Source organism: Bacillus sp. FSL R9-9497 (assembly GCF_038005805.1).
Taxonomy (GTDB): Bacteria; Bacillota; Bacilli; order Bacillales; family Bacillaceae_G; genus Bacillus_A; species Bacillus_A cereus.
In genome coordinates, this window is the sequence record NZ_JBBOTY010000002.1 from 235832 (window position 1) to 253113 (window position 17282).

The following is a 17282-nucleotide window of genomic DNA, read 5'->3' on the forward strand; positions in this document are numbered from 1 at the left end:
GTTAATTAATGTCTATTTTATTTTTGGATATTCTTAATTTTTAGAGGGTGTTTTATTTAGATAACTTGATGGATATGTGGCCATACCCCATCGCTATCAAGCTAAGCTCATACAACGTCAATTATAGTAGAGATTATTTCTTTTTTCTAAAGGCTACGTATAGGGAATTTAAAGATTTGCATACGAAATAAACCCTAATGGGTTTCATTTTTTTGATTTAAGCCGCTTGATTATCAGACATGGTACAATTGTAAACGACACCTAATATATCAAAGACTGTTTTCTTCTCATATCTATGAGATTTTCGCCCGTTTTGCTGTAGGAGATTGAACAAGCGAATTAGAATCTTTGATAGCTCTTGGGTGTCTTTTTGTATAGCTTGAAAAAGAAGAAGAAAGTAATCTTTAATCATATATATGGCCTTATATTCACTCATTTCTCGCTTCTTTTTTCTAAGAAGTAATTGCCGCATTTGAAACATGGTAGAAGAACAGAGTAGAATGGCAATCAGTTGCCCGTACAAATGGCATTCCAATCGTTCTCGTTTTATCTTTTTACAACGATGAATATGAAAGAATGATTTCCACGTTTTAAATAAAATCTCAATTTGCCAACGTAAAGAATACCAATCATGTACTTGTCCCATTGGGACAATATCTGTAGGAGTATTTGTCATATATACATTGATACCGCTAAGTCGTTTACTACGAGGAGAATACTTCATCCCTTTCTTTTTTTCTCTTACCGTTTGATCTTGTAATCGTTTTTGTTGTTGTTCTTTTGTTAGTCGATGAATAATCACACGAGTTGGGACTTTATCAGTCATTCCTACATAAGCGTTGGATATTTCGCATGTTTGTCTTGGCTGAAGAGAGTTCATTAAAACCTCCATATCTATCTGGATATACTCTGTACCTTTCTTGATTCTGCCATCTTGAAAATAATCAGGGTTAGGATTTTTTTGATAAATACGAGTATTCGATTTGATACGTGAGATATAGTAAGCCTTTTTCTCTTGTATATGTTGAAGATCTTTCAAATGGAAATAGCCTAAATCTCGGATACATAAATCATTTGCTGTAACAGTTGGGACACACAGGGAACCGTAGGTTCGATCATGTTGTTTACCTGGACCTGTATGAATATGAAGGAATTGACCACTTAATAGATCATACTCAAGCTGAATCTTCACCCCCGCTGTATGGCTGCATCCTCCTGCACCCGGATAAACGGATGAAAAGGGATCTGGGAGCTGAAATGCAGTTGAATCTAAAATACGGATACGCTTGAAAATAGAAGTATATGGAGAAGAAATTGGCATAGATAAGGCCAATTTTTGATTTAGTAGTTCAGCTAGTATGTGTTGTAAAAATTGGACGGCTGCTTGATTAAATCGTTGATTCAGTCCTTCAGGACTGATGAGTACTTCTGTTGATGCTTCTAAACAGCTAGACAATTGAGTTAAAGACGTCGTAGCGACATTTTGGCTTACCCATACACATAAAGCTACTAAATCTTTTGCTTGGTACTTACTGGATCTTTGTACAAAACCAACATTTCTAGCAAGGTCCCGTAAGGTATTTGGAGATAAAAAACTTTGAATCTCTTGAGCAAATAGTTGTAATTCGTCAGACACAGAAACAGACATACAAAAACGCCATCCTTTCCTATGATTCTACAGAAAGAATAGCGTATTTTTTCATTTTAGGGGGATTTTTGAAGAAGGAATTAATAGTATTAATAGAATATGTAAAAATACTCCGCTATCTAGTGAACAGTTTTATACTTTCCGAACAATAGCCAAATAAATGGATGATACTATACTTTGAATAAAAAACACAAGCATTACATAATAAATAAAATATTCCTTATCTATTAACTTAAATATTGCTACTAATGCTACTCCAATTAATATACCAACCGTTAGAACAGTATAAGATAATGATTTAATTTTAAAGATGAACATTTGCCCTCTCTCATCTTGTGACTCCATCCGACGTTCAAATGTAATTTTGTAAATTTCTGCAATAAACACTAATACTACTAACACACAAATTACAATCGTAGCAATATTAACCATTATTCATCCTCCTCATATTTAAATACATCAGTTATCTCTTTCTCAAGTGAATTAGCAATTTTGAAAGCTAAAATCAAAGAAGGGTTATATTTATTTTTTTCTAAAGCTACTATAGTTTGTCGACTGACACCAACTGCATCTGCTAATTGTTGTTGAGTCCATCTTTTTTCAGCTCTTCCTACTACTATATTATTTTCAAGCATGTCATTCCTCTCTTCTATTATACAGTTATATTAACGTAATAGTAATATGTTTTTTACAAAAAGTAAAGAATATATTACATCAAACCGAATAACACATTATATGTTTCGCCGAAAAAACGTGAAAATTATACGCTATTAAATTTATCGAGGGGTCTGCAACATGCCCACCAACTTAAGCAAACAAATCCACCTCCTAACGAAAAAATGAGCTTTTTATTACAAATTAGCATAAAATTTCGTTCTGGGGGTAGTTATATTTTGTTAGCTTGATAGCGATGTGGCCATACCCCACATCCATCAACTTAAGGAGTGTAAACACCCCCAAAACAAAAAATGAGCTGACTTCTCAAAATAACCAACTGTAGAGAAAGAGAATTTTCATTTAGGGGGTACTTTTATGCTAAAAAAAGGCTTATAAAGTTGGTAGCTCAAAAATTAAATTAGGATACTCCGTAAGTATATGCTAGACTTGGTTTACCATTTGATTTACTGTTTTCATGTCCTTTACGAGTCGGGGGGTCTTTGTTTCACGGAAAAAAAGCAGACTCTTATAAAAGAGCCTGCCTTCCCTAGTTTGTAAAATTAAGAAGCTTTACGTACGTTTGAAGCTTGAGGTCCACGTTGACCTTGCTCCAAATCAAAAGTCACTGCTTGACCTTCTTCTAAAGTTTTGTAACCTTCGCCTTGAATCGCTGAGAAATGAACGAATACATCGTCTCCACCTTCACGTTCGATGAATCCGAAGCCTTTTTCGCCATTAAACCATTTTACATTACCTTTTTCCATTTGTATTGCCTCCTAGTGTGTAAACACACACAATGTAATACTATCCTTGCTCTCAGTGATCATAAAGGTGAAAAGTTACAAATCCTTTACACCGAACAAAAATAATTCATTTTAATAATAACATTTTTTGTAATAAATGTAAAGGTGAAGAAAAGACGGCTACTATGTTTATGTAAATGTTAGAGCTAAAGAAAAACACGTTTCATAAAATAATGACGGAATATGAGGAAATAAAGTAGGATCTTTCTTATTAGAAATCCTACTTTTTCTTTGGTTGTAAGAATCTTGATGTTTTTGTATCAGAATAGTATTGTGTATATCGAAAAAAATAAAAGACAACTCCAATTAAGAGTTGTCTTTTTGTGTAATAAAATCCCCAAAATATGAAAATATACAAACGAATATAATACGCTATGGTTGATATTATAACAAAACCGATGAGTATTGAAAATAAAAAGAATGTAGTAATGATTTTTTAAGGTTTTAGTTAAAAAAGCCTCGAAAATAAACCTTTTATAAATGTTTCCTTTAAATATGATTATTGTATTTCGAGGGGTTCCTTATAAATCTTAGCTATATATTTTACAAAATCAATGACGGGATAGTATATGAGTGAACGGTGCTGCGTAAAACGAACCCCTGCTTTTTCCATTTTCGAAATGAGTTGTTCAACTTCCATCTCTTTTTGTTGTATTCTATCATAATTTTGATATACAATGTTTTTCCATTGATAGGAAGAGCCGTGAAAATAACTCTCCCCTTTTACCCTGTGACTAAATATAATTTCTATTTTTTCTCTACGTTGTTTTTCCTTCATATGCGCTTCTGTTGACTGCATGTTTATCGCCTCTTCCCTTTTTTGTTGTATAACAAAATTTGGTCTAACTCACCATACATAGCCAATGTACATTGTTCTAGTTGGGATTTGTCGTTTAAGGCTATCTCATCCACTTTATTTGGTTTTCAAGTGCTTAATCTAATATATTGGATTTACATCTAAATAAGTTGTTAATGTGTATAAAACACTATCTATCTTTATTATAAAATGATTCTTTATAAGCATGCACCTTTTTACACTCACGAAGATTTATAACATGACGAGTATCTTCATCCATGAATGTTATTCTGAATTTACTGAGGTTAGTTTCTCTATTTAGGCTAACTAACATATTGTATGCCTCAGTATCTATTTTATAAAAAGGAAAATATATAACGGTCCCTCTTTTAATAAAAAAATCCTATAAAAATATAGCGCTCTTAAAAGGTTTTGTTACAAATTTATTATATTTGACTTAAAAAAAGGAACGTAATATTTATTTGTAGAAAATTTTAAGAGTAAAAATAGAATGACTATCTGTGATAAGAAATGGGGGGACTTTTATGCTAACAAATGATTTAGATTTCCGATTAGAACCACGTTTAAAAGAACTGTATGAACAACATAAAATTAGAGCGCAGAAGATAGACTGGGGTTATCATGAGTTTTTACCATGGGATAAGGGAATGGACTTTAAAAGAGTTCCTTGGGATGAAAGTCAAGTTACTCTTCCTACTGGTGTAATTACAGCCATTGAAACAGCTTTATTAACAGAAGTGAATTTACCTTGGTTTACCACGTATTTATCTGCGACTTTTAAAGGCTCCCTCTCTGTTATTACAGACTTTATTCATACTTGGACATCAGAAGAGGATCAACATTCGAATCTATTGGAGACATATTTACTACTCACTCGAAGTGTGAATCCTAAACGAATACATGAATTAAGAAAGTCAGTCGTTGAGGGGGGATTTGAACCTGATTTTCATACACCAATCGAAGCTATGACGTATACGACGCTACAAGAACTTGCAACAATGGTGTTTTACAATAATGTTGCTAAAGTTGCAAGTAAGCATGATTCAGATCTTGCTACATTATTACGCCGTCTTGCAAAAGATGAAACACTTCATTATGCGTTTTATCGAGACGTTATTCGAATTCATTTAGAATTGGAACCAAATTATTGCTACCATATTGCCAATGTGATTAGGAATTTTAAAATGCCAGGTGCCGTCATGCCTGATTTTGAAAATAGAATGGCTGTGATTGCAAAAGAAGCAAACTATGGACCACTACAATATTTTGATCAAGTACTTGATGTAGTGGTTGAGTATTGGGGGTTAAAAGACTTACGACCAATTGCCCCTCTTGCAGAAAAAGCAAGAATTGAGATTTTGGAGTACCACACAAGATTGAAAAAAATAAGGGGTCGATTTGGTCGTTTTCAAGGGAAAACGGATCTACGTTAATGAGTAGAGGTTTCAGAATATGCGAGGGGAAATTCCCCTTCCCTTTATTAGAAATCTTACACAATCCTTATGGTTTTTGTGCTAGTTTTACTTAATTTGATTTTTAAAGAAAAATAAATTGACACGAAAAATAATTTTATGATATTATAAAATATTTGATAAAAAACAACATATATGTTAAGCTTGAGAAGGTTACCACATATGGAGGTGGATTATATGTTTCAAATTGGCGATAACATTGTTTATCCAATGCACGGAGCAGGTATAATTGAAGCCATAGTAGAAAAAGAATTCTCAGGAAAAAAACAACAGTATTTTGTCATAAAAATGTCGATCAGTAATATGCAAGTCATGATTCCTACGGGTAAAATATTGAATTCGAATATACGCCCAGTTACTGATATACTTGCATTAAAGCACATTATACACATTTTTCAGCATGAAGAATCCTGTAAATTACTGCCGTGGAAACAAAGGCATAAAGTGAACACGGACAAAATAAAAACGGGTGAAATACAAAAAGGTGCTGAAGTTGTACGGGATTTAATGCGTATGAAGAAAGAAAAAGCATTGAATACAAGCGAAAAAAAATTGTTGGATGATGCATATAGATTTTTGGTCAGTGAACTAGAATTAATTAAAGGAATCACTGAAAATCAAATAAAAAGTTTCTGTTAGGGTTCATTATAAATAATGCGTTATATCCTCTAAAAACATTCTAAATCTTTCGGGAATATGATGAGTATTAAAAGCAACTCATTTCAAAGACATTCAATTTCTTCAACTCACTTTTAGAGTAGGAACCTCTTTTGTTATTACTTCAATCTAATCCATTTTTATTTTTAAATTTCTTTTACGAACGTTCGAAGTTTCATTAAATAACTCGATCAAATAGTCACTTGAATTTTTGCAATCCTGATTCACACTGGCACGGACAAGGAGCCGTAAGGATGAAAGAGAGGTAGGGCTTTCATTGTTTTAGGTATATATCTAAGTCATTATTTCTAAAAGAAAAAACAATCAATCTCATCTCTATCTTTAAGAATTTTTACATTCACTGAGACAGTGAATAGTAATTGTTTATCTTCTTTTCATAAGAGAGATACGCGAGTTGGTAACATCTAAATATATGGTCAACGATACAAATTGATGGGATTTCTAGAACTAGAAACCATTTTTACAATTTATTTAACATAATAAGATTAAATGAAACAATAAGAAGGAGTGAAGATATGAAACGCATGCCAACGCAAGAATTAAGTAACGAGTTAAAAAAGCGGAAAGGGATTACTTCTATAAAGATTGAGCCTTATGAAAAAATTGAAGTTGGTGGAATTGTTGTAGATGGACCGGCTGTTATTTTAATCAATCAAGAATACCTGAAAATTGTTGAATGAAGAAAAGGATGATCCTTTACGAAAAGGGATGATCCTTTTTGTTTGCTGCAACTTTTATTTGATGTGTTGGGATTAAAAGGAAGGAGAGGGTCGGAATTATCATAATGGAAAGCTTAATATTGGTAGGGTTTCTTTTTACGTTATATAAATTAGTTGATAAAAAAACAAACTAATTTACATAACGTTATATTATTTCCTTTTTAAGGGTGAGATTTATTTGATAGTGAAATGGATAATTTAAAGGAGGAATTTAGATGAATGCAAGGAAAGAACGCATAAAATACGAAAAGATGTCAAAGAATTATGACCGTATTTATTCAGTTTCGTTTATCCTATTAATTATACTTGTTTGTAGTAGTGTGATTATCATAGGAGCTACAGGAGGAAAATATGGAGTGTTTTTATTGTTAGCAATTTTACTTAACGCACGTATTACGAAAGAATCTCAAAAAAAGTATGAGCACTATTCTAATAAAGGCCGTATTTAAAATGATACATATCCAGAAACGAACAACCTAGATGTATATTCAAAATATCCCTTTATCATCTCCTATTAACTAGTAAAAGTAACTTTATATAAATCATTTTTTTAGCAATGTAGAAATAGAAACCGTACCCTATTAAAATGTTATTTCCGTCCATATAATGAATTATCCTTCTAGCATATTTATAAGATTTATATCATATATTAGTAGAAAGAATGCAAGTTAGAAAGGAGTCTTATAGAATGAGTTATTTGGAGGGAAATGACTTTAGTAAACAAAATATGGTAAGTGTGCCTAATCCCTATGTATATCAGACATTACAATCAGTAATTGGTAAACATGTGGTTATTGAAACTGTAAGAGGCAATATAAGAGGTAAATTAAAGGATGTGAAACCAGATCATTTGCTCATTGAAGATACGGCGCCATATATTGTACGCATTCAACAAATTGTATGGATTATGCCAAAGCAATAATCAAATTTATAAAAAATTAATGTCATAGTCCACCAAGTAAAAACACAGGGTTTTATCTCTGTGTTTCTTCAAATTTCCGTTTTTGAATATATGCTTGAGCATGAATAAGTTCTTCCTGAAGCTCTTTTAATTCTTTTGTAGATTCGGATTCAATAGCCATGTAAGTAGTAACTAAACTAATCATCATATCCATCTTCTCTACTATATTTTGAATGACTTGTTCAGATTGCTCTTTTTGAGGGTGTTGTATTGCTATTAATACATTTTCTATATAATTGTTCTTTCTTTGCTGGATATCATAAATAAACTGTTTTGTGTTTGAGTTCATTTGTTTTCCCTCCATTTTAGATATATCTTCATTCTATCATATTTGAATAGAAAATATTGAATGGGCCGTTCTTACTTGCAATATTCATCGGTTAAAGAGGTACAACCGAGATACGTGTAAAAATAGGCCATAGCCTTACTTTTTTTCCAACTATGACCTATTGAGCTTATAGGGGTAGCACCACACATCCATCAAGCTAAAGTTTTGAAGTACCCTCTAAATGAAATTTTTCTTTCTCTACATAACGTGACCTAATTGATACTACGAAATACAAAAACATCCTGCATGTTTGAACCATGCAGGATGTTTTCTAGTCTTTGTTTTTCATAATGTAAGAAACCAGACGAAGGATCTCTAGGTATAACCATACTAATGTCATCATAAGTCCTACTGCGCTGTACCATTCCATATACTTTGGTGCTCCACTATGAGTACCATGTTCAATTGAATCAAAATCTAGTAATAAATCTAATGCAGCAACAACAATTACAATTGCACTTATGATAATACTAATTGTCCCACCTTGATGAATATATGGAACAGTCACCCCTAAGATGCTCAATAAGAAAACAATAAAATACATAATAAAAATTCCAAGTGTTGCAACCGTTACAACCGCACGAAACTTTTTAGTTACTTTTACTATTCGAGTTGCGTATAACACTAACATGGAAAATAAAATCGAAATTGTTAGTAATACGGCAGTTAAAGCGATAGAATCACCAAAGCGCATTGTATAATATGCTGAAATACTTCCTAATAAAACCCCTTGTAATATTGCGTAAATCGGTGCGCAAATTGGGGATATGCGCGGAACGAATATAACCACAAAAGCGACAATTAGAGTAACTATTATAATTCCAATTAACACGGGTATTTTCATTGTCTCTTGTGTCATCTGTACGTAGGAATAGACAGATGCTGCAAGAAGTAAGATAAGCAAAATGAATGTTTTTCCTATCGTTCCACCTATTGTCATCGTAGAAGCGCTTGTCTTCTCTTCATGAAATTTGTCTTTTTTTAACATTGGATTAGATGTTCTCATGCTTTCCTCCCAAAATATCTTTTACTTATAAAGTGATTTTTTATATCTCTAATTTCTTATTGATAATGCGACCTGTAATCGCTACGAGTACAATTATTAACAAGCAAGTAAAACATAGCCCCAAAATAGTGAAATCTTCAATAGGGTAAAATGATGTATCAAAAAAATCATTCTTATCCATGAACCCAGAACTTTTAATAGTAACTGCATATTTCTCTAATTTACTTAACACATTCATTACTATTGTTTGTATTGTTGAAAAGATAGCAACGAAAATGATGAATAAAATTATTTTACTCATCCATGACTTCACTGGAAACAGCCTTATAATGGCTATGATAAAATAACAAGAAATAAGGATACTTATGAAATCGATTCCCCATAAAAGAAAAGCAAATATGTGTTGGAAGATTCCGTAACTATACAACTTGTGATATTCTTGTCGAAATTCTCCGGTTACTTCCCCACCATAAAGACTCGGATTATAACCAATTACTTTTCCATCATAAAGACTTTGTGAAAAATAATATGAAAAAATTAAGCCTATACCTAATAAAATAATAAACATTAATGTAAAAAATAATAAATTCGTATATATATATTTTTGGGTTGGGATGGCTGTATAACGAATCATAGAATTTTTTAATATTTTATTGAAAGAAGGCAGCGCTATTAGAAGAAGTAAAAATGCAGCTATACCAATTATTATTAGGTATATGAGTAATACTAAATCCTTTATAAACGGAGGTAGTACCCTTGAGAGTCCTATCGTACTAAATAAAAGAAGTAAAGAAATAATAATAAAACCAGAATAAAAGACTGCTATTTTTTTTCTATTGCACTTATATAAATAGAGAAAAAGTGGGTTCATTGCTCAAACACCTCCCTAAACAACTCATGTACTGCTTTCCCGTGATGAAAACGAATTTCCTCTACGTTTTCATGTAATATAATAGTTCCGTCTTTTAAAAAGATTACTTCATCAAATATATTTTCGATTTCTTCTATTAAATGAGTTGAAATGAGAATGGTACAATCTTCTCGGTAAAATTTAAGAATTAAATCTAGTACATGTTTTCTAGAAACAAGATCAATTCCACCCAATGGCTCATCTAATATATATAACTTTGCTTTCCTGGAGAAAGTTAAGATAAGTTGTAATTTTTCCACTCCACCTTTTGATAAAGCAACTATATGCTCTTCTAATGGCATTTTAAACTCAGCTATTAAGTCCATTGCCTGATGAAAATCAAAGTCACTATAAAAATCCCGATAGAAAACTACAGCATCTTTTATCGTCATCCACTCGTCAAAAACAGGACTATCAGGCATAAATGAAACAGTTTTCTTTGTTTCTATTCCTACCTTCTGACCTTCAATTGTGATAGTTCCTTTAGAAGGATAACGCAAACCAGCAATCATTTTTAATAATGTCGTTTTTCCGCTACCATTATCACCAACAAGACCAATAATTTTCCCTTCAGAAATTGTTGCACTTAAATCTTGAAGCACTGTTTTTAAGTTATATCTTTTCCACAGATTTTCAATTTTTAATAACTCTGTCATTCGTTTTCCTTCCTTTTCTTTTCTAATGAAGAATGGAGGATTGGAAGAATTTCTTCTTTCGTAAATCCTAAATTGTCCATTCCATTTATAAAATTATCAAGCAACTCTGTTGCCATTTCTTTGCGTAGTTCAGTAATCTTTTCTCCTTCACTCGTTACAAATCTCCCTGTTCCTCTTCGTGTCACAGCAATACCTTCTCGTTCTAGCTCTTGAAATGTGCGTTGAATCGTATTGGGATTCACTTGTAATTCACTGGCTAGTTCACGTACAGCTGGGATTTTATCACCCGGTGCTAAACGACCTGTTACAATTTCCTTTTTTATGTATTCCATTACCTGAATATAAATCGGGATATTAGGAGAAAAATCAATTCCCATTTATTCCCTCCTCAGTATTAGTGTACTAGATGAATAATACACTAATACTGATTGTGTGTAAATGGTAATTTTTCCAAACTATATATAATAAATAAAGGATGATATCTGAAAGAAATACGGCCAAAAACCAGTTCTTAAACTCATTACTAAAAACAAAATCCCATAACAAACATTAAATGTCGTTTATGGAAATTTGTTAACGTACGGTAAAACCCAGGTTTTTAACTTAGAAATTCCTTAGCATACGAAGTTCGCGTTTAGTTGGCGCGACCTCATTATTAACTCGTCTATTAATTTAAATGTAGCTCTGTTAATCTCGAAATACACTTTCAACTTACCAACTCTGAATTTTATTTTCATCTGCCTCACTCTCTTTTTTGATTTGATAAATCATTTTAGTTAATCGGACACGTAAATATAATTCTTAAGCTGTTCGACTGTTTTTTATGTAAAAGTAGCAATTGTTCATAACAACCAAAATAACAGTGTTTTGAATGTATCCTTTTTGGATATTTATTCGAAATATGAAGAAATGTTATAAACACAGTGATTGAAAGAAAGTAAACTTTTGGGTAAAAGTTTACTTTCTTTTTATTGTATTATTATTGGCTAAGTAGTTTAGAGTTTCTTGTCCTATGTTCAAAAAGTTTAGACTTTCATGTCCCGTTATTGAGACATGAAAATGGATACTTTTTAGACACGAAAGTAGATACTTCTTGAATATCTTTCGTTACTAATATAAATTCCAAATGAATTTTCACTTCACATTTAATAAGGTTTTGCTGAAATGCAAAAAAAAGAGAGCAAAACTCTCTTTTCATTTAATCAATATTATTTTTAAAAATTTAAATAATAAAAAATAGCCAGTTAAAAGAGCGTGTTGTTATATATTTAGCTAAACACACTCTTACCAATATTTAAACCCTATATTAATTTCTTATTCCATTCATTTAACTTATTCATCCTTTTTTTTATTCGGTTATAAGCTTCAAATTCATAACCTTTTTCATTTAATCTTTTTATAATCTGTGAGCTGCTACCATCCTGCACTTGCATTCATACCAGATCCCATAAAATTAATAAATAATGGCCATAATAACGGCCATAACGTAAGAAGTATATTTAGAATTATAAGTATACTATATACCCCAGGGAAATTATGATTTTTACTATTTACCAATACTAAAATCGATAATAATATTATGGGTATTAAATATAAAAATATCATTATAAACCAATACCATGTCATTAAAGTAAGACTCAATGGTCCTAATATCTCGTGTACAACTCCGAATGATATTCCTAATGCTCCAAAACTAAAGGTTGTAATTATTGTTTTTAGAAGCACTTTAGCCAATTTTGAATCGTACGTTTTTCTACTATATAGACCTATCACAATATACAACGATAGATATGCCATTAATACACCTATCCAAATCAATAGCCAGTCTGCATCTAACATAAAGATGTCAAACAGCGCCCAACACACCCCTACTATTGAAAAAACAAGGGAAATAATTATATATTTTAAAACTGGTTTCATGTTCATTTCACGTCCTTTAAAAACTCAAGAATACATTATTAGCTTGTATTCTTCTTTTTCTATCGCTTTACTATAGTCTGTTGTATATTCAATAACAGTAATCCCTTTACTTCTAAGTAGATTTTTTTCCACGGTTTCGCATCAGTTGACAGTTTGAAAATTAATATTAATTTATTTTAATTAAATATATTAACATTACATTAAGTATAAGTAAATAAAATTAATTTAAATTTAATATACTCCACTTATTTAATGGAGATTATTTATATGAACAATATTAATGTTGTTCAAAAAATTATGGCATTTCGAAAAGGTGCAGGATTAACTAGTAAACATTTAGCTGAAATAGCTGATACAACGCCTTCCATGTTAAGTAAGATTGAGCAATGGATCACGAATCCACCCTTACAAACACTAAAGTTAATTTCTGTAGCATTAAATATTCTTTTATTAAATTTTTTCTTGGAAGATACCAATACAGAAGAATTAGTTGTAAGAGCTAACCAAAGATAAAAATAACTTTCCCTGAAAGCGGTAATGTTTCGTATGAGTTATTATCTCCTAATTTAGATGGATCACTGGAATTGGCTTTAATCAATCAGCTACCTCAAACCGCTTCATCTATGGAGCCTGTGGCACATAAAGGTGAAGAAATAGCATTTATTATAAAAGGGCACGTAAAACTATATCTAAATGATGAGGTTTTACTTGAGATCCAGGTGATAGCGGTAAAATACATCACCATTTGCTAGTATTCTTCCATTACTTCTTTTTGAATTATACTCCCTCCTGTTCTCCATACAATATACCTACCTAGATTCAATTTATGTTTTAAATTGTTATTTTTTATCCACCTCAATCAAGCTAGCAAAACTAAATATCATTTTACTTTTTTATTATATAGACTATACTAATTTCTCTTCCCACTTATAGGTTTCGTTTAAGCTAAAAAATATAGCCTCAAGAACGGGATCCTGAGACTCTATTTTTATTTTAGAAAGGACAGCATAACTTTCTCTGTTTCTTCTTTACTTAAATCACCTGCAAGAATTATGACTTGAAAAGCGCTATTCTTTCCTTTTGCAGGAACAATCATTTGCATTACTTTATAGGTTTCCTCTGTATCAAGACTTTCAACTAAGGTTATTTTTGTACCTTCTAATTCATAATTTGTTACCTTTTCATTATAATCCGCTTTTTTATTCGAGAATTCTATTCCCTCAGCAGTAACTGCAGATTGGTGCACAATATATACATTATCTTTACTTTCATTTTGATATTCATAAATAAAATCGGGATTCATTTTTCCAGTAGTCATCGGTGTATTAACACCTTCTCCAGTTAATTTAAACCCTTTTACCACATAACTTGGGGTGTTAATTGGAAAATCAACATATTTCTGTGCTTCCTTTTTAGTTAATCTAAAATGCGAATGAATTTTCTCTCTAAATGGTCCAATTTCTTCACTGTTTTTCTCATATTTTTTTTCCTCTTCTGGGTCTAACTTTTCAGGACTTCCTACTTGCCTTACTTTTTTATCTAAAATATGTGCTTCTGTTTCCAATGTAATGAATCGATCAAATTCTTCTTTCGTAAACAGATTCCTCGCCACTCCAATCTCTGTAAGTAAAGTATTATAGTCTCCTTCGGAAACAAAAAATTCTGCTTCTGCCTGTTTTTTTGTACCAATCATTTTTTCTACAATTTGTTGTATAGGAATATCGGTTTGCGTTTTTGATTCTTTCATATTATTTTTCACTTCTATTTGTTGTTTCTCAGAATTAGTCGGCATATCAGCCCGGGCATTTAATAAGGATACAGATGATACAGCAATAACTGCTACAGCTCCTAGTGCAGACCAACGATACGATTTTTTTTGGAATTTTTTAATCATTAAAATTCTCCTTTTTAACATCCTTTTGTTTTTACTGAAATTTGCCATACTCGGTACTTTATAGTAACTTGAGTAATGTTCCAAAAGACTAATAATAGTATGTCCATACGCAATTTGTTCCTCTGAATCTATATATGTAAGGGCTAATGCATCGCATGCTAGTTCTTGATCTTCTCGCATACATGAGTAGGCATACCATAGAATGGGATTAAACCAATTTAAAATTAGTAAGCCATGCATAAGCCAATTTACACCAACATCTCTTCGCTTGATGTGAGCTAATTCATGATGAAAAATATATCGTAACTGTTGTTCATCTAATATTTTCATATGTACAGTTGATAATAACAACTTTGGCTTAATAAACCCCAACACTGTCGGACTGGAAACCTTTCCAGATACAAGCAATGGGATATTCCTTTGAACAGACATAGATTGCTTACACTTTTCAAAAATTTGAACAATCTTCTCATCTGTAATAACAGGCTGTTTTTTTATGTAAAGTAATAAACGCCTGTTCATTACAAAAGTAGCAACACTTAGAAGGATAACGCCAGTAAGCCAAATGTATATAAAGATTGTATAAAATAAAATCGTCTCATCATCTTCATTACTGTGTGTTTGTGTCTTGTTTACCTGACCAATTTTTGTTGAACTTGTGGTATAAGTATCTTCTTTTGTGAGTAACTTTTTATTGTCTATATCTTTTAATTCTTGCATACGTTCTTTTGTAAGAAAGCTAGCTACAGGGTTTTGGCTAGAAATGAATGCATCATCACTCTTGTAAGTAAGAACAGAATAGATACTATAGGAACTATCTGGCGACCAAGGTAATACAAGTCTTATAATTAATATGATCCATAGCATATATTGCCAGCGTGGAGTTAATTTATTTCTAAACAAGACCTTGATACACAAGATTAGGCCCACTAATATACTAGCCATAACCGAGGTCTCAATCACCCAATCAAAAAATGCAGGTAGATAAATATCAACAAATTTTTCCACAACTATAATCTATCCTTCCTCTGATTTTCCTCAGTTTTCTCATCTAGAATACGTTTAAGTTCGTTAATATCTTCTGAAGACAGTTTTTCTTCTTTTAAAAAATTTACAAGTAAAGGTTTAAATGCTGCACCATAGAAACGTTTAAGTAAAGATTTTGTTTCTACTTGTAAATAACTATCTTGCGAAACCAAAGGATAATAAGAGTACAAACGCCCTTTATCTTGGTGATAAGCAACTGCTTCTTTGTGAACTAATCGATTAATCAACGTTCGAATCGTTTTGGGTTTCCAATCCATTTTCACCTCCAACACTTCAATTACTTCATTTGCCGTTTGTGGAGATTTTGACCACAATTCTTTCATTACTTCTAATTCAGCTTCCGAAATTTTAGGTAATTCTTTCATTAGTTTAAATTACACCCCTCCTCGGATTACACTTGTAATCTGTAACTGAATATTACACTTGTAATCTTTCGTTGTCAATCTTATTTTTATATTTATAGAATCCTTTCCTATGTCCATCAACATAAAAAATTTAATTAGTAGTGGATATTTTTATAAAATATCCACTTTGTTATCTTTTTTTTAAATGGGATATTAAAAATAAATGATGTTTCGTTTGAGACGTCCTATTCTCGATCATATAATTTAATACGTCTAGTTTATACTGCGCAGAATACGTTGTATAAACTTTTTCAAATGCTTGGATTTCATAATATTTAAATTGTTTTATCTACATACGAACCACTTCATGATTCACTCCCCATAATTTAACGATATCTTTTATATTTTCACGTCCATTTTATTAACGTATGACTACATTCAATTTGTCTTCTGAAGTAAATTTAGTCAAAAAAAATGCACTCCCAATTGTTAGACTGTATCTAACAATTGGGAGTGCATTTCAAAAATTATAACTTTTCATTATAACATTTAAATTATTTTTAGTTACTTAATGTGGATTCATACTTTTTCTAATTTATTATTAAAGAAATAAGACCGTAAATTTTTTTGTAAACAGTTTAAATAACTTTAAAACGGTACAACTTTTTAATAAACAGTACGACTTTATATCTAAATTAATGCTATATTTAAAGGATCCTGCATTAATAGTGGTATGTATTTCTTTTACTGGCACATCTTCTTTCGCATCTCTTTTCTGTTACCTATTTGATTTTTTCATGCTCACTTTTTATGACTTTTCAGCTATGTCGGCTGAATGATTAGATTCATTTGTGGCACACGAAAAACGCGTTTTAATAACAATCAGAAAATCATAGAAATTTGGGTGTCAAAGTTATTATATTGAAGTCTATTTATAAGATAGCTTAACGCCCTAAACATTCCAAATTTGTTATATATAGTGGCGTTTTATATAATCTTAATCTCATTATATAATCCTAATATGTTTTTCAAACGGAATAAATTATAAACTATAACTAATTCTAATTATGGTATAATATTGCTAGTAACTGAAGGCGTGTGGTGGGAGGTTGCAACCTTTCTTTCTCTTAATTTAGAGGGAAAGGAGGTGTAACCGATATGGAATTTTTACAACAATTATTACAGGACGCTACGAAACTATTCGTAACAGTGTTCATAACAACTTTTGCAACTGCTTGTGCTAACAAGTTAGTAGCAAAACGTAATAATAAAAGTAAAAGAACCACCCAGACGTCTGCCAAACGTAAGAAAGGTGGTTCGAAGAAAAAATAATTAAACTTTGCAATCTACCACCTAACGGCAGCAGTTACAAGTTAGACGGGATGTTACCAGCATCTCGTCTTTTATTATTATGCACATAGT

19 protein-coding genes and 2 pseudogenes are annotated in these 17282 nt (G+C 31.5%); 8 read left to right on the forward strand and 13 right to left on the reverse strand.

Translation table 11 applies throughout. The annotated features are described in order from the left end of the window. Window positions 1-217: 217 nt before the first annotated feature. The 4 genes from MKY21_RS28640 to MKY21_RS28655 form a co-directional block, all read right to left on the reverse strand. Entirely contained in the window at window positions 218-1648 is a 1431-nt protein-coding gene (locus MKY21_RS28640; protein ID WP_000116998.1) for an IS4 family transposase, read from the reverse strand. Between the two features lie 132 nt (window positions 1649-1780). Continuing rightward, a complete protein-coding gene (locus tag MKY21_RS28645; RefSeq protein ID WP_000247165.1) occupies window positions 1781-2080 on the reverse strand; it encodes a hypothetical protein in 300 nt (99 codons plus the stop codon). Further along, the gene (locus MKY21_RS28650; RefSeq protein ID WP_000892394.1) at window positions 2080-2283 is read right to left on the reverse strand and encodes a helix-turn-helix transcriptional regulator; all 204 of its coding nucleotides are present in this window, start codon (window positions 2281-2283) and stop codon (window positions 2080-2082) included. Before MKY21_RS28650 ends, MKY21_RS28645 begins: the two co-directional genes overlap by 1 nt. A gap of 582 nt (window positions 2284-2865) precedes the next feature. Then, entirely contained in the window at window positions 2866-3069 is a 204-nt protein-coding gene (locus tag MKY21_RS28655) for a cold-shock protein (protein ID WP_000410775.1), read from the reverse strand. 131 nt (window positions 3070-3200) lie between these two features. Here MKY21_RS28655 and MKY21_RS28660 point away from each other — a divergent pair. After that, window positions 3201-3308 (forward strand): annotated as a pseudogene (locus MKY21_RS28660) (integrase); the annotation flags it as partial. 299 nt (window positions 3309-3607) lie between these two features. Here MKY21_RS28660 and MKY21_RS28665 read toward each other — a convergent pair. Beyond that, window positions 3608-3907, reverse strand: coding sequence for a hypothetical protein (locus MKY21_RS28665; RefSeq protein ID WP_001191997.1), 300 nt, complete (start codon window positions 3905-3907; stop codon window positions 3608-3610). Window positions 3908-4449: 542 nt separating this feature from the next. Here MKY21_RS28665 and MKY21_RS28670 point away from each other — a divergent pair. From MKY21_RS28670 to MKY21_RS28690, 5 genes are all read left to right on the forward strand, one after another. Next, entirely contained in the window at window positions 4450-5358 is a 909-nt protein-coding gene (locus MKY21_RS28670; RefSeq protein WP_341078183.1) for an acyl-ACP desaturase, read from the forward strand. Window positions 5359-5574: 216 nt separating this feature from the next. After that, the gene (locus MKY21_RS28675; RefSeq protein WP_161956353.1) at window positions 5575-6036 is read left to right on the forward strand and encodes a CarD family transcriptional regulator; all 462 of its coding nucleotides are present in this window, start codon (window positions 5575-5577) and stop codon (window positions 6034-6036) included. A gap of 554 nt (window positions 6037-6590) precedes the next feature. Further along, entirely contained in the window at window positions 6591-6755 is a 165-nt protein-coding gene (locus MKY21_RS28680) for a BC1881 family protein (protein ID WP_000827566.1), read from the forward strand. A gap of 254 nt (window positions 6756-7009) precedes the next feature. After that, window positions 7010-7243, forward strand: coding sequence for a hypothetical protein (locus tag MKY21_RS28685; RefSeq protein ID WP_000993974.1), 234 nt, complete (start codon window positions 7010-7012; stop codon window positions 7241-7243). A 239-nt stretch (window positions 7244-7482) separates the two neighbouring features. Continuing rightward, on the forward strand, window positions 7483-7716 hold the full coding sequence (locus tag MKY21_RS28690; protein ID WP_000120817.1) for a YuzF family protein: 234 nt from the start codon (window positions 7483-7485) through the stop codon (window positions 7714-7716). Between the two features lie 52 nt (window positions 7717-7768). Here the strand turns inward: MKY21_RS28690 and MKY21_RS28695 are convergent, their stop codons facing one another. The 6 genes from MKY21_RS28695 to MKY21_RS28720 all read right to left on the reverse strand — a co-directional run bounded on the left by MKY21_RS28695 (window position 7769) and on the right by MKY21_RS28720 (window position 12575). Beyond that, window positions 7769-8044: a hypothetical protein gene (locus MKY21_RS28695; protein WP_001087724.1), complete on the reverse strand. Its 276-nt coding sequence runs from the start codon at window positions 8042-8044 to the stop codon at window positions 7769-7771. A gap of 310 nt (window positions 8045-8354) precedes the next feature. After that, window positions 8355-9089 (reverse strand): Bax inhibitor-1/YccA family protein, encoded by a 735-nt coding sequence (locus MKY21_RS28700; protein ID WP_098294311.1) that lies wholly within the window; start codon window positions 9087-9089, stop codon window positions 8355-8357. Between the two features lie 40 nt (window positions 9090-9129). Beyond that, window positions 9130-9960, reverse strand: a complete 831-nt coding sequence (locus MKY21_RS28705) for an ABC transporter permease (protein ID WP_098472695.1) — start codon at window positions 9958-9960, stop codon at window positions 9130-9132. Further along, window positions 9957-10655, reverse strand: coding sequence for an ABC transporter ATP-binding protein (locus MKY21_RS28710; protein ID WP_000137759.1), 699 nt, complete (start codon window positions 10653-10655; stop codon window positions 9957-9959). The genes MKY21_RS28705 and MKY21_RS28710 overlap by 4 nt, the downstream gene beginning before the upstream one ends. Continuing rightward, the gene (locus MKY21_RS28715; protein WP_086423424.1) at window positions 10652-11032 is read right to left on the reverse strand and encodes a GntR family transcriptional regulator; all 381 of its coding nucleotides are present in this window, start codon (window positions 11030-11032) and stop codon (window positions 10652-10654) included. Before MKY21_RS28715 ends, MKY21_RS28710 begins: the two co-directional genes overlap by 4 nt. Window positions 11033-12068: 1036 nt before the next feature. Beyond that, window positions 12069-12575 (reverse strand): DUF3902 family protein, encoded by a 507-nt coding sequence (locus tag MKY21_RS28720; protein ID WP_061663971.1) that lies wholly within the window; start codon window positions 12573-12575, stop codon window positions 12069-12071. A gap of 267 nt (window positions 12576-12842) precedes the next feature. On the opposite strand from MKY21_RS28720, the pseudogene MKY21_RS28725 reads away from it, so the two are divergent. After that, window positions 12843-13311 (forward strand): annotated as a pseudogene (locus tag MKY21_RS28725) (helix-turn-helix domain-containing protein); the annotation flags it as partial. Between the two features lie 252 nt (window positions 13312-13563). On the opposite strand, the gene MKY21_RS28730 reads toward MKY21_RS28725, so the two are convergent. Together MKY21_RS28730 and MKY21_RS28735 are read right to left on the reverse strand one after the other, a co-directional pair. Next, a complete protein-coding gene (locus MKY21_RS28730) occupies window positions 13564-15483 on the reverse strand; it encodes a M56 family metallopeptidase (protein WP_065845902.1) in 1920 nt (639 codons plus the stop codon). After that, window positions 15480-15881, reverse strand: a complete 402-nt coding sequence (locus MKY21_RS28735) for a BlaI/MecI/CopY family transcriptional regulator (RefSeq protein WP_000661419.1) — start codon at window positions 15879-15881, stop codon at window positions 15480-15482. The genes MKY21_RS28730 and MKY21_RS28735 overlap by 4 nt, the downstream gene beginning before the upstream one ends. 1137 nt (window positions 15882-17018) lie before the next feature. Between MKY21_RS28735 and MKY21_RS28740 the strand changes: the two genes are divergently transcribed. Beyond that, a complete protein-coding gene (locus MKY21_RS28740; RefSeq protein ID WP_000395068.1) occupies window positions 17019-17192 on the forward strand; it encodes a hypothetical protein in 174 nt (57 codons plus the stop codon). The last annotated feature ends 90 nt before the right edge of the window (window positions 17193-17282 follow it).